Origin of the sequence: Burkholderia glumae LMG 2196 = ATCC 33617, from assembly GCF_000960995.1 — a bacterium.
Classification (GTDB): Bacteria; Pseudomonadota; Gammaproteobacteria; order Burkholderiales; family Burkholderiaceae; genus Burkholderia; species Burkholderia glumae.
Map to the genome: position 1 here is coordinate 2,265,395 of NZ_CP009435.1, position 12,519 is coordinate 2,277,913.

The following is a 12,519-nucleotide window of genomic DNA, read 5'->3' on the forward strand; positions in this document are numbered from 1 at the left end:
CTCCCGGCACGTGACGCGTCGAATGCAGCCCGCGGCCAGCTCGCGCGCGTATCGAGCGCCTCCTCCGGGCCGGCCGGGCGAACGCCGGCGAACGCCCCTCGATGGGGCGAACCGGCCGCGACAGGTCGACAGGTCGGCAGCAAGGGTGTCCCCCAAGGAGCCCCCCGTGTTGCCGTCTTTTTCTCCCGCCTTGCTCGCACTTGCCGACGGCACGGTCTTTCGCGGTTATTCGATCGGTGCGACCGGCCATACGATCGGCGAAGTCGTGTTCAATACCGCGATCACCGGCTATCAGGAAATCCTCACCGACCCGAGCTACGCGCGCCAGATCGTGACGCTCACGTATCCGCACATCGGTAACGTCGGCGTGAACCGCGAAGACGTCGAGGCGACCAAGGTCCATGCGGCCGGCCTCATCATCCGCGACCTGCCGGTGCTGGCCTCGAACTTCCGCATGGATCGCACGCTCGACGCCTACCTGCGCGACGAAGGCGTGGTCGCGATCGCCGGCATCGACACCCGCAAGCTGACCCGCGTGCTGCGCGACAAGGGCGCCCAGAACGGCTGCATCCTGACCGGTGCCGACGACGAGGCGAAGGCGATCGAACTCGCGCGCTCGTTCCCGGGCCTGGCCGGCATGGATCTCGCGAAGGTCGTCTCGACCGACAAGCCGTTCGCCTGGAAGCAGACCGAATGGCGCCTCGAAGGCGGCTACGGCGAGCAGACCGCGCCGCGCTACAAGGTCGTGGCCTACGATTTCGGCGTCAAGTACAACATCCTGCGCATGCTGGCCGAGCGCGGCTGCGACGTTACCGTGCTGCCCGCGCAGACGAGCGCGGCCGACGCGCTGGCGCTGAATCCGGATGGCATCTTCCTGTCGAACGGCCCCGGCGACCCGGAGCCGTGCGACTACGCGATCGCGGCGACGCGCGAATTCATCGCGCGCGGCGTGCCGACCTTCGGCATCTGCCTCGGCCATCAGATCATGGGGCTCGCGGTCGGCGCGAAGACGCTGAAGATGAAGACCGGCCACCACGGCGCGAACCACCCGGTGAAGGACCTGGCCGACGGCCGCGTCGTGATCACCTCGCAGAACCACGGCTTCGCGGTCGACGCCGCGTCGCTGCCGGCCAACGCGCGCGCGACCCACGTCTCGCTGTTCGACGGCACGCTGCAGGGCTTCGCGCTGACCGACAAGCCGGCGTTCTGCTTCCAGGGCCACCCGGAAGCCTCGCCCGGTCCGCACGACATCGGCTACCTGTTCGACCGCTTCACCGCGCTGATGGACACGGCCAAGGCGCGCGCCTGAGGCTCACGGGAGACGGCACATCATGTTCGGCCACGCACTCGGAATCACCGACTTCTGGACCTACGTCGTCGGTGCGGTGTTCATCGTCCTGCTGCCCGGTCCGAACTCGATGTATGTGCTGTCGCTCGCTGCGCAGCGCGGCGTCAAGGCCGGATATCGCGCGGCCTGCGGCGTGTTCTTGGGCGACGCGGTGCTGATGCTGCTGTCGGCGGCCGGCGTCGCCTCGCTGCTGAAGGCGAACCCGCTGCTGTTCTCGGTCGTGAAATACGGCGGGGCTGCCTACCTGTTCGCGATCGGGTTCGCGATGCTGAGGAGCGGCTCGCGCGAGCTGCGCGCCGCGCCGGCGCGGGCCGCGGCGCCGCGCGCGGTGGACGGCGAGCGGCCGTTTCGCAAGGCGCTGCTCGTGAGCCTGTTGAACCCGAAGGCGATCCTGTTCTTCATTTCGTTCTTCATCCAGTTCGTCGATCCGACCTACCGCTATCCGGCCGTGTCGTTCCTCGTGCTGGGCGCGATATCGCAGTTCACGAGCTTCCTGTACCTGAGCACGCTGATCTTCGCGGGCGCGCGTCTTGCCGAACAGTTTCGCCGCCGCCGCAAGCTCGCGGCGGGCGCGGCGGGCGGCGTGGGCGGCCTGTTCATCGGCTTCGGCCTCAAGCTCGCGTTCGCGACGATCCGATGACCGGCTGCGCCGCCGCCGCGCATTAACGATTACTTTTTGAATACTCGAGCCATGCCAAAACGCACAGACATCAACAGCATCCTCATCATCGGCGCCGGCCCGATCATCATCGGTCAGGCGTGCGAGTTCGACTACTCGGGCGCGCAGGCATGCAAGGCGCTGCGTGAGGAGGGTTACAAGGTCATCCTCGTCAACAGCAATCCGGCGACGATCATGACCGATCCGAACACGGCCGACGTCACCTATATCGAGCCGATCACCTGGGAAGTCGTCGAGCGCATCATCGCCAAGGAGCGTCCGGATGCGATCCTGCCGACCATGGGCGGCCAGACCGCGCTGAATTGCGCGCTCGACCTGCACCACCACGGCGTGCTGGAGAAGTACGACGTCGAACTGATCGGCGCGTCGCCCGAGGCGATCGACAAGGCCGAGGATCGCCAGAAGTTCAAGGAAGCGATGACCAAGATCGGCCTCGGCTCGGCCAAGTCCGGCATCGCGCATTCGATGGAAGAAGCGCTCAAGGTGCAGGCCGAGATCGCCGCGGCCACGGGCGGCAGCGGCTACCCGACGGTGATTCGCCCGTCCTTCACGCTGGGCGGCTCGGGCGGCGGCATCGCCTACAACCGCGAGGAGTTCGAGGAGATCTGCAAGCGGGGGCTCGATCTTTCGCCCACGCGTGAGCTGCTGATCGAGGAATCGCTGCTCGGCTGGAAGGAGTACGAGATGGAAGTGGTTCGCGACCGCGCGGACAACTGCATCATCGTCTGCTCGATCGAGAACCTCGACCCGATGGGCGTGCACACCGGCGACTCGATCACGGTCGCGCCGGCCCAGACGCTGACCGACAAGGAATACCAGATCCTGCGCAACGCGTCGCTCGCGGTGCTGCGCGAGATCGGCGTCGATACCGGCGGCTCGAACGTGCAGTTCTCGATCAACCCGAAGGACGGCAGGATGGTCGTGATCGAGATGAACCCGCGCGTGTCGCGCTCCTCGGCGCTGGCCTCGAAGGCCACCGGCTTCCCGATCGCGAAGGTGGCGGCCAAGCTGGCCGTCGGCTACACGCTCGACGAGCTGAAGAACGAGATCACGGGCGGCCAGACGCCGGCCTCGTTCGAGCCGACCATCGACTACGTCGTCACGAAGATCCCGCGCTTCGCGTTCGAGAAATTCCGCGAGGCCGATTCGCGCCTGACCACCCAGATGAAGTCGGTCGGCGAGGTGATGGCGATCGGACGCACGTTCCAGGAGTCGTTCCAGAAGGCGCTGCGCGGCCTCGAAGTCGGCGTGGACGGCCTCGACGAGAAAACCACCGACCGCGACGAGATCGTCCGCGAGATCGGCGAGCCGGGCCCGGACCGGATCTGGTACGTGGGCGACGCGTTCCGCGTCGGCCTGAGCGCCGCGCAGATCTTCGAGGAGACCGCGATCGACCCGTGGTTCCTGGCGCAGATCGAGCAGATCATCCTGAAGGAGCAGGCACTTGCCGGCCGCACGCTGGCGAGCCTGTCGAAGGACGAGCTCTACTTCCTGAAGCAGAGCGGCTTCTCGGACCGGCGCCTGGCGAAGCTCCTCGGCGCGAGCGCGGCCGAGGTGCGTGAGCGCCGGCTGGCGCTGAACGTGCGCCCGGTCTACAAGCGCGTGGATACCTGCGCGGCCGAGTTCGCCACCAAGACCGCCTACATGTACTCGACCTACGAGGAAGAGTGCGAGGCGCAGCCGACCGACAACAAGAAGATCATGGTGCTGGGCGGCGGCCCGAACCGGATCGGCCAGGGCATCGAGTTCGACTACTGCTGCGTGCATGCCGCGCTCGCGATGCGCGAGGACGGCTATGAAACCATCATGGTCAACTGCAACCCGGAAACGGTCTCGACCGACTACGACACGTCCGATCGGCTCTACTTCGAGCCGCTCACGCTCGAGGACGTGCTCGAAGTGGTCGACAAGGAAAAGCCGGTCGGCGTGATCGTGCAGTACGGCGGGCAGACGCCGCTGAAGCTCGCGCTCGACCTGGAGGCCGCCGGCGTGCCGATCGTCGGCACCTCGCCCGACATGATCGACGCCGCCGAGGACCGCGAGCGCTTCCAGAAACTGCTGCAGGACCTGGGCCTGCGCCAGCCGCCGAACCGCACCGCGCGCGCCGAGAGCGAGGCGCTGGCGCTGGCCGACGAGATCGGCTATCCGCTGGTGGTGCGCCCGTCGTATGTGCTGGGCGGCCGCGCGATGGAAATCGTCCACGAGCCGCGCGACCTCGAACGCTACATGCGCGAGGCCGTGAAGGTCTCGAACGACTCGCCGGTGCTGCTCGACCGCTTCCTCAACGACGCGATCGAATGCGACGTCGACTGCATCTGCGACGGCGAGGCCGTGTTCATCGGCGGCGTGATGGAGCACATCGAGCAGGCGGGCGTCCACTCGGGCGATTCGGCCTGTTCGCTGCCGCCATACTCGCTGTCGGCGCAGACCGTGGCCGAGCTCAAGCGCCAGACCGGCGCGATGGCGCGCGCGCTGAACGTGGTCGGGCTGATGAACGTGCAGTTCGCGATCCAGCAGGTGCCGCAGGCCGACGGCTCGAAGCAGGACGTGATCTACGTGCTCGAGGTGAACCCGCGCGCCTCGCGCACGGTGCCCTACGTGTCGAAGGCCACCAGCCTGCCGCTGGCGAAGATCGCCGCGCGCGCCATGGTCGGCCAGAAGCTGGCCGCGCAGGGCGTGACGAAGGAAATCGACCCGCCTTACTACAGCGTCAAGGAAGCGGTCTTCCCGTTCGTGAAGTTCCCGACCGTGGACCCGGTGCTCGGGCCCGAAATGCGTTCGACGGGCGAGGTGATGGGCGTGGGCCGCACCTTCGGCGAGGCGCTGTTCAAGTCGCAGCTCGCGGCCGGCTCGCGCCTGCCGGAGTCCGGCACGGTGCTGCTGACGGTGATGGACGCCGACAAGCCGAAGGCGGTCGAGGTCGCGCGCATGCTGCACGAGCTCGGCTACCCGATCGTCGCCACCCGCGGCACGGCTGCCGCGATCGAGGCGGCCGGCGTGCCCGTGAAGGTCGTCAACAAGGTCAAGGACGGCCGCCCGCACATCGTCGACATGATCAAGAACGGCGAGATCGCGTTGGTGTTTACGACGGTCGACGAGACGCGCACGGCGATCGCCGACTCGCGCTCGATCCGCATGAGCGCGCAGGCGCAGAAGGTCACGTACTACACGACCATGTCGGGGGCGCGCGCGGCGGTCGAAGGCTTGCGCTATCTGAAGGACCTCGAAGTCTATGATTTACAAGGTCTTCATGGTCGCCTAAACTAAGCCGTCGGGTTTCATCCCGGGCAACACAGGCCGCGATTAAGCGGCGTTTCCGGTTCGCCGGAAATGCGCTTAATCGCGGTGATTTTTTTTATGCCGCATTTTTGTTATTGAGCCGTTTATGAGCACCATTCCATTGACCAAGCGCGGCGCCGAACAGCTGCGCGAAGAATTGCAGCGCCTGAAGTCGATCGAGCGTCCGGCCGTGATCAACGCGATCGCCGAGGCGCGTGCGCAGGGCGATCTTTCCGAAAACGCCGAGTATGACGCCGCCAAGGAAAAGCAGGGCTTTATCGAGGGGCGGATCGCCGAACTCGAATCGAAGCTGTCGGCGGCCCAGATCATCGATCCGTCCGTGCTCGACGCCGAGGGCCGCGTCGTGTTCGCGGCCACCGTCGAGCTCGAGGATCTCGAGTCGGGCGACACCGTGAAGTACCAGATCGTCGGTGACGACGAGGCCGACATCGACCACGGCCTGATTTCCGTCAGCTCGCCGATCGCGCGTGCGCTGATCGGCAAGTCGGAGGGCGACGTCGCGGCCGTCCAGGCGCCGAGCGGCGTGCGCGAGTACGAGATCATCTCGGTCAGCTATATCTGAAGCCCGGAGCGATGCCGATGCGCCGTGCCCCCCGGTTGTTCCGTTTGCTCGCGACCGTCTGGGTCGGCAGCCTGCTGACGATCGGCTACGCGGTCGCGCCGGTGCTGTTCGCGGTGCTCGATCGGGTTGCCGCGGGTGAGGTGGCCGCGCGGCTGTTCCGGATCGAGGGCTGGATCGCGGTGGTGTGCGGCGTGTTGATGCTGGTGACGGCGAATGCGCGCGTGCGCGGCGGCGATGCAGCATATCGCCGCCCTCGCTTGATCGTGGCCCTGATGCTGGCTTGCATGATCGTGGGGTATTTCGCGATCGAGCCGTTCATGAGCGCGCTGCGCCTGGCCGCGCAGGAGGCGGGCACCGATGTCGGCCATTCCGCCTACGCCGCCCGCTTCGGCATGCTGCACGGCGTGTCGAGCCTGTTCTATCTGATCGAAAGCCTGTGCGGCCTCTGGCTCGTGTGGATCCTGCCCGGGGCGGACGAGGTGCGCGCCACGCGCAGCTGAGTGCGGCCGGCGCGTGCCCGCGAGGCGCCGGTGCCGGGCCGGGTTTCCTTATTTGTCGTTCTGGAACGGGCGCTTCGCGCTTTGCTGGCGCTTTTTCGCGCGCTTCACGGTGCCGCCCGCCGTCACGCGCTCGTTGCCGCGCACGACCACCTTGGTGGCGCGCGGCTTGCGCACCGGGCTCGCGTCCGGCGAATGCTTGACCACCTTGACCACGCGCGGCGCGCGGCCCTTGGTTTCCGGCTCGCCGGCGGGCAGGCGCCGGGCCGCCTCGCGCGCGCTCGGCACGCCGCGCGCGCCGCGCTTCGGGGCCGGTTCGACCTGCTCGGGGCGCCAGATCACGAGCAGCTTGCCGATGTGCTGGATCGGCGCGGCGCCGAGGCGCTCGCAGATGTCCTCGTAGATCGCGATGCGGGCGTCGCGATCGTCGCCGAACACGCGGATCTTGATCAACTGGTGGGCGGCCAGGTGGACCTTGATCTCGGCCAGCACGGCGTCGGTCAGGCCTTCGGCGCCGATCAGCACGACGGGCTTGAGCGCATGGGCTTGCGAACGCAGCGCGGAGCGCTCGGCGGGGGAAAGCGAAAGGGCAGGCATCGGAACTCTGGAATCTCTAGGACGGCGCGCCGGACGGGCGCGCGCGAAAACCACGTAAAATCGCGGCTGGCACGCTGTCGAGGCGTCCGCCGCGCGAATAAGACGCGTATTATCCGCCAAAAGCCCGGGCTGACGAAACCATTGCGCGATCGGCGCGGCAATCGCCCGTTTTCGCGGCCTGGTTTGTGGCCTTTTGGCTGAATTTTTTCCTCTGCATGGCAAAGAATCGTTTCAATCAGTCGTGGCTGCACGACCACATCAACGACCCCTACGTCAAAATGGCGCAGCGGGAAGGCTATCGCGCACGCGCGGCATACAAGCTGAAAGAAATCGACGAACAGGACAAGCTGATCCGGCCCGGCCAGGTGATCGTCGATCTCGGCGCCGCGCCCGGCAGCTGGAGCCAGTACGCGCGCAACAAGCTCGCGCTCGGCAAAAACCGCGACGCGCAGCGCGAGGGCGGCATCGACGGCATGATCGTCGCGCTCGACATGCTGCCGATGGAGCCGGTGGCCGACGTCCACTTCATCCAGGGCGACTTCCGCGAGGACGCGGTGCTGCACCAGCTGGAGGCGCTGCTCGACGGCCGCGTGGTCGACCTTGTAATTTCCGACATGGCACCCAACCTGTCTGGCGTGGCGTCGGCGGATGCGGCACGGATCGAGCATGTGTGCGACCTGGCGCTCGAATTCTCGCAGAACCATCTGAAGCCGGATGGTGCCCTTTTAGTGAAATGCTTTCACGGCAGCGGCTACAGCCAGATTGTCGAAAAGTTCAAGCATCAGTTCCGCACGGTCGCGCCGCGCAAGCCGAAGGCGTCGCGAGACAAGTCGTCGGAGACGTTTATTTTGGGTCGGCATCTGAAACATCCGCGCTGAAGCGGATGCACGGGCCACCGCAGGCCGGCCGCAGCCTTGCCGGCCGTAGGGTTTGACTATCGTGGCGTTTGGTGAACCTTATGGCGACGGGCTTCGGACTGGATTAGAATGCCTCAGGAGCGCCGCAAGTAAAATGTAGGCGCTCGTCAATGAGTGAAGGAGTGGTGCTTTGAACAACAATATGTTCTCGAAAGCGGCAGTGTGGCTCGTGATCGCACTGGTGCTGTTTACGGTGTTCAAGCAGTTCGACAAGCCCCGCGTCCAGGAAGGTGTGTCGTATTCGCAGTTCATGGACGACGCGAAGAACGGCAAGATCAAGAACGTCATCGTGCAGGGGCGTAACCTCACCGTCACTCCCGCCGAAGGCCAGAAATACCAGATCGTGTCGCCGGGCGACATCTGGATGGTCGGCGACCTGATGAAGTACGGCGTCCAGGTGAGCGGCAAGGCCGATGACGAACCGAACGCGCTCGTCTCCGCGCTGTACTATCTCGGGCCGACGCTGCTCATCATCGTGTTCTGGTTCTACATGATGAGACAGATGCAGGGCGGCGGCAAAGGCGGTGCGTTCTCGTTCGGGAAATCGCGTGCGCGCCTGATCGACGAGAACAACAACGCGGTGAACTTCGCCGACGTCGCCGGCTGCGACGAAGCGAAGGAGGAAGTGTCCGAACTCGTCGATTTCCTGCGCGATCCCCAGAAATTCCAGAAGCTTGGCGGGCGCATCCCGCGCGGCGTGCTGCTGGTCGGCCCGCCCGGGACCGGCAAGACGCTGCTCGCCCGCGCGATCGCCGGCGAGGCGAAGGTGCCTTTCTTCAGCATCTCCGGTTCGGATTTCGTCGAAATGTTCGTCGGCGTGGGCGCGGCCCGTGTGCGCGACATGTTCGAACAGGCCAAGAAGCACGCGCCTTGCATCGTGTTCATCGATGAAATCGACGCGGTGGGCCGCCATCGCGGCGCCGGCATGGGCGGCGGCAACGACGAGCGCGAGCAGACGCTCAACCAGATGCTGGTCGAGATGGACGGCTTCGAGGCCAACTCGGGCGTGATCGTGATCGCCGCGACGAACCGCTCCGACGTGCTCGACAAGGCGTTGCTGCGCCCGGGCCGTTTCGACCGTCAGGTCTATGTCGGCCTGCCCGATATCCGCGGCCGCGAGCAGATCATGCGCGTGCACCTGCGCAAGGTGCCGATCTCGAACGACGTCGACGCGGCGGTGCTCGCACGCGGCACGCCGGGTTTCTCGGGCGCCGATCTCGCGAACCTCGTCAACGAGGCCGCGCTGTTCGCGGCTCGCCGCGGCAAGCGCATCGTCGAGATGCAGGATTTCGAGGACGCCAAGGACAAGATCTTCATGGGGCCGGAGCGCAAGTCGGCCGTGATTCGCGAAGAGGCCAAGCGTGCCACGGCCTATCATGAAGCCGGCCACGCCGTGATCGCCAAGCTGCTGCCGAAGGCCGATCCGGTCCACAAGGTGACGATCATCCCGCGCGGCCGCGCGCTCGGCGTGACCTGGCAGTTGCCGGAGCACGACAACGAGACGTACTCGAAGGACTACCTGCTCGATCGCCTGGCGATCCTGTTCGGTGGTCGCGTCGCCGAGGAACTGTTCATGAACCTCGTGAGCACCGGCGCGTCGGACGACTTCAACAAGGCGACCCAGACGGCGCGAGCGATGGTCACGCGCTTCGGCATGACCGACGCGCTTGGGCCGATGGTCTACGCCGACGACGAGAACGAGGGCGGTCCGTTCGGCAAGGGCTTCACGCGCGCGATCTCGGAAGCGACGCAGCAGAAGGTCGACGCGGAAATCCGCCGCGTGATCGACGAGCAATATGGCCTTGCTCGCCGCCTGCTTGAGGAGAACCGCGACAAGGTCGAGGCGATGACCGCCGCGCTGATGGAGTGGGAGACGATCGATGCCGATCAGATCAACGACATCATGGCCGGCCGGCCGCCGCGCTCACCGAAGAGCAGCGGCAACGTCCCGCCGGCGAGCGATCCGTCGGGCGGCGCCGGGGCCGAGGTCAAGCCGGGCAACGCGACGGCGCCGGCTTGATGTAGTCTCGTAGCGCGATCGAGTTGACGGGCTGGTGTGAATCACACCGGCCCGTTTTGTTTCCGGCTTGCCCCAGATTTTCGTTGACGTGCCGACCTTCATCGATCATTTCATGCCCGCGCCGCTGCAATGCGGCCGCTTCACGCTGACGTTCGAGCGCCCGCTCGTGATGGGCATCCTCAACGTCACCCCCGACTCGTTTTCCGACGGCGGTCGCTACGTGGCCCGTGACGCCGCGCTGCGCCAGGCCGAACGCATGCTTGCCGACGGCGCCGACCTGATCGACATCGGTGGCGAGTCGACGCGGCCCGGCGCGCCGCCCGTGCCGCTCGACGAGGAACTGTCACGCGTGCTCCCCGTCGTCGAGGCCTTGCAGGCGATGCGCGTGCCGCTGTCGATCGACACCTACAAGCCTGCGGTGATGCGCGCCGCGCTCGCGGCCGGTGCCGATCTGATCAATGACATCTGGGGCTTTCGCCAGCCCGGCGCCCTCGAGGCGGTGAGCGGCTCGAATTGCGGGCTCTGCGCGATGCACATGCTCGGCGAACCGAGGACGATGCAACTCGGCGAACCCGATTACCTCGACGTGGTGGCCGAGGTGCGCGGCTTTCTCGCCGATCGCGCGGCCGCGCTCGTTTCGGCCGGCATCGCGCCGCAGCGAATCAGCGTCGATCCCGGCTTCGGCTTCGGCAAGGCCACGGTCGAACACAACTACGCGCTGCTGGCGAAGCTGGCCGACACCGCGCCGGCGCGCCCGGACGGCGCGCGCTATCCGATTCTCGCCGGCATGTCGCGCAAGTCGATGCTCGGTGTGCTGATCGGCCGGCCGGCGGCCGAGCGCGTCGCCGCGAGCGTGGCGGCGGCGGTCTGCGCGGCCGAACGCGGCGCGGCCATCATTCGCGTGCACGACGTCGCGCCGACGGTCGACGCATTGAAGATCTGGGGCGCCGTGCGGGCCGCGGCGCAAGACGCATAGCAACGGACGGACAGACAAGGAGGAATCGTTCCATGGGACGTCGTTATTTCGGTACGGACGGGATTCGCGGCGAGGTCGGCGTGGCGCCGATCAGCCCCGATTTCGTGTTGCGGCTCGGCTACGCGGCCGGCAAGGTGCTCGCGCACGCGAAGGGGCGCGGCATTTCGGGACGCCCGACGGTGCTGATCGGCAAGGACACGCGCGTATCGGGCTACATGCTCGAGGCCGCGCTCGAGGCCGGCTTCTCGGCGGCCGGCGTCGACGTGATGCTGGCCGGCCCGATGCCGACGCCGGGCGTGGCCTATCTGACGCGGGCGCTGCGGCTCGCGGCCGGCGTGGTGATCAGCGCGTCGCACAACCCGTATCACGACAACGGCATCAAGTTCTTCTCGGCCGACGGCAACAAGCTGCCCGACGAGACCGAGGAGGAGATCGAGGCGTGGCTCGACAGGCCGCTCGCCTGCGAGGCGTCCGACGGTCTCGGCAAGGCGCGCCGGCTCGACGACGCGAACGGCCGCTACATCGAATTTTGCAAGAGCACGTTTCCGGCCGCGTTCGACCTGCGCGGGCTCAAGCTCGTGATCGACTGCGCGAACGGCGCGGCCTATCAGATCGCGCCGCACGTGTTCCATGAACTCGGGGCCGACGTCGTGCCGATCGGCGTGAAGCCGAACGGCTTCAACATCAACGACAAGGTCGGGGCGACGGCGCCCGAGGCGCTGATCGCGGCGGTGAAGGAACATGGCGGCGATCTCGGCATCGCGCTCGACGGCGACGCGGACCGGCTGCTCGTGGTCGACGGCGACGGGCGCCTCTACAACGGCGACGAACTGCTCTACGTGCTGGTGAGGGATCGCCTCGAAACCAGCGGCAAGGTTCAAGGCGCGGTCGGCACGCTGATGACGAACCTCGCGGTCGAGGTGGCGCTGCAGAAGCTCGGCGTGCCGTTCGTGCGCGCGGCGGTCGGCGACCGCTACGTGCTGGAACAGCTGCGCGAGCGCGGCTGGCAGCTCGGCGCGGAAGGCTCGGGCCACATCCTCTCGCTCGACCGGCATTCGACCGGCGACGGCATCGTCTCGGCGCTGCTCGTGCTCGCGGCGATGAAGCGCAGCGGCAAGACGCTCGCGCAGATGCTCGAGGGCGTGGCGCTGTTCCCGCAGACGCTGATCAACGTGCGGATGAAGGCCGGTGCGAACTGGAAGGGCGACGCCTCGATCCAGGCCGCGATCGGCGCGGCCCAGCACGAGCTCGGCGAGAGCGGGCGCGTGCTGATCCGCGCCTCGGGCACCGAGCCGGTGCTGCGCGTGATGGTGGAGGCGCGTGAGGCGGCCGACGCGCAGCGCCATGCCGAGGCGATCGCCGGCGCGGTGCGGCTCGCCACGGCCTGAGCGGTGGCGCGGCAGCCCAGGTAGGACAGCTGGGCGGGCGCCGGGAGAACCGGTGCTCGCCCGACGCGGGCCGGCTCCCGGCCGGCCCGCGTCGAAAGGCTGGCCGCCGGAGCTGCAGCAGCAGCCATTCGCCCTGATCGCGGGGCGCCTTCGATTCACTCGCGGCCGCTCCGCCCCTGCCGGGGCGGTGCGGAAGCGGTCATTTCCACGCCGGTTCGGCGCGCCATGTTGTCAC

The 12,519-nt window shown here is 67.2% G+C and carries 10 protein-coding genes; 9 read left to right on the plus strand and 1 reads right to left on the minus strand.

What is annotated here, in order from left to right; all coding sequences use genetic code 11:
- The first annotated feature begins 166 nt into the window (after positions 1 to 166).
- From carA to KS03_RS22820, 5 genes are all read left to right on the plus strand, one after another.
- The gene (gene carA / locus KS03_RS22800; protein WP_012735192.1) at positions 167 to 1,309 is read left to right on the plus strand and encodes a glutamine-hydrolyzing carbamoyl-phosphate synthase small subunit; all 1,143 of its coding nucleotides are present in this window, start codon (positions 167 to 169) and stop codon (positions 1,307 to 1,309) included.
- Between the two features lie 22 nt (positions 1,310 to 1,331).
- The gene (leuE, locus tag KS03_RS22805) at positions 1,332 to 1,988 is read left to right on the plus strand and encodes a leucine efflux protein LeuE (protein WP_012735193.1); all 657 of its coding nucleotides are present in this window, start codon (positions 1,332 to 1,334) and stop codon (positions 1,986 to 1,988) included.
- A 51-nt stretch (positions 1,989 to 2,039) separates the two neighbouring features.
- The gene (gene carB, locus KS03_RS22810; protein WP_012735194.1) at positions 2,040 to 5,294 is read left to right on the plus strand and encodes a carbamoyl-phosphate synthase large subunit; all 3,255 of its coding nucleotides are present in this window, start codon (positions 2,040 to 2,042) and stop codon (positions 5,292 to 5,294) included.
- Positions 5,295 to 5,412: 118 nt separating this feature from the next.
- Complete coding sequence (gene greA, locus KS03_RS22815) at positions 5,413 to 5,889, plus strand: transcription elongation factor GreA (protein ID WP_012735195.1); 477 nt, start codon at positions 5,413 to 5,415, stop codon at positions 5,887 to 5,889.
- An 11-nt stretch (positions 5,890 to 5,900) separates the two neighbouring features.
- Positions 5,901 to 6,389 (plus strand): DUF4149 domain-containing protein, encoded by a 489-nt coding sequence (locus tag KS03_RS22820; protein WP_012735196.1) that lies wholly within the window; start codon positions 5,901 to 5,903, stop codon positions 6,387 to 6,389.
- Positions 6,390 to 6,437: 48 nt separating this feature from the next.
- Here the strand turns inward: KS03_RS22820 and KS03_RS22825 are convergent, their stop codons facing one another.
- Positions 6,438 to 6,983, minus strand: a complete 546-nt coding sequence (locus tag KS03_RS22825) for a YhbY family RNA-binding protein (RefSeq protein ID WP_012735197.1) — start codon at positions 6,981 to 6,983, stop codon at positions 6,438 to 6,440.
- 215 nt (positions 6,984 to 7,198) lie between these two features.
- Between KS03_RS22825 and KS03_RS22830 the strand changes: the two genes are divergently transcribed.
- The 4 genes from KS03_RS22830 to glmM all read left to right on the plus strand — a co-directional run bounded on the left by KS03_RS22830 (position 7,199) and on the right by glmM (position 12,284).
- Positions 7,199 to 7,861 (plus strand): RlmE family RNA methyltransferase, encoded by a 663-nt coding sequence (locus tag KS03_RS22830; protein WP_012735198.1) that lies wholly within the window; start codon positions 7,199 to 7,201, stop codon positions 7,859 to 7,861.
- 169 nt (positions 7,862 to 8,030) lie between these two features.
- On the plus strand, positions 8,031 to 9,920 hold the full coding sequence (gene ftsH / locus KS03_RS22835) for an ATP-dependent zinc metalloprotease FtsH (protein WP_012735199.1): 1,890 nt from the start codon (positions 8,031 to 8,033) through the stop codon (positions 9,918 to 9,920).
- A gap of 112 nt (positions 9,921 to 10,032) precedes the next feature.
- Complete coding sequence (gene folP, locus KS03_RS22840) at positions 10,033 to 10,896, plus strand: dihydropteroate synthase (protein ID WP_012735200.1); 864 nt, start codon at positions 10,033 to 10,035, stop codon at positions 10,894 to 10,896.
- 32 nt (positions 10,897 to 10,928) lie between these two features.
- A complete protein-coding gene (gene glmM / locus KS03_RS22845) occupies positions 10,929 to 12,284 on the plus strand; it encodes a phosphoglucosamine mutase (RefSeq protein WP_012735201.1) in 1,356 nt (451 codons plus the stop codon).
- Positions 12,285 to 12,519 lie beyond the last annotated feature (235 nt).

Coding starts and splice junctions, on each gene's coding strand:
- leuE (WP_012735193.1), top strand. CDS start 1,332: ATGTTCGGCCACGCACTCGGAATCACCGACTTCTGGACCTACGTCGTC.
- KS03_RS22830 (WP_012735198.1), top strand. CDS start 7,199: ATGGCAAAGAATCGTTTCAATCAGTCGTGGCTGCACGACCACATCAAC.
- carB (WP_012735194.1), top strand. CDS start 2,040: ATGCCAAAACGCACAGACATCAACAGCATCCTCATCATCGGCGCCGGC.
- folP (WP_012735200.1), top strand. CDS start 10,033: ATGCCCGCGCCGCTGCAATGCGGCCGCTTCACGCTGACGTTCGAGCGC.
- KS03_RS22820 (WP_012735196.1), top strand. CDS start 5,901: ATGCCGATGCGCCGTGCCCCCCGGTTGTTCCGTTTGCTCGCGACCGTC.
- glmM (WP_012735201.1), top strand. CDS start 10,929: ATGGGACGTCGTTATTTCGGTACGGACGGGATTCGCGGCGAGGTCGGC.
- greA (WP_012735195.1), top strand. CDS start 5,413: ATGAGCACCATTCCATTGACCAAGCGCGGCGCCGAACAGCTGCGCGAA.
- KS03_RS22825 (WP_012735197.1), bottom strand. CDS start 6,983: ATGCCTGCCCTTTCGCTTTCCCCCGCCGAGCGCTCCGCGCTGCGTTCG.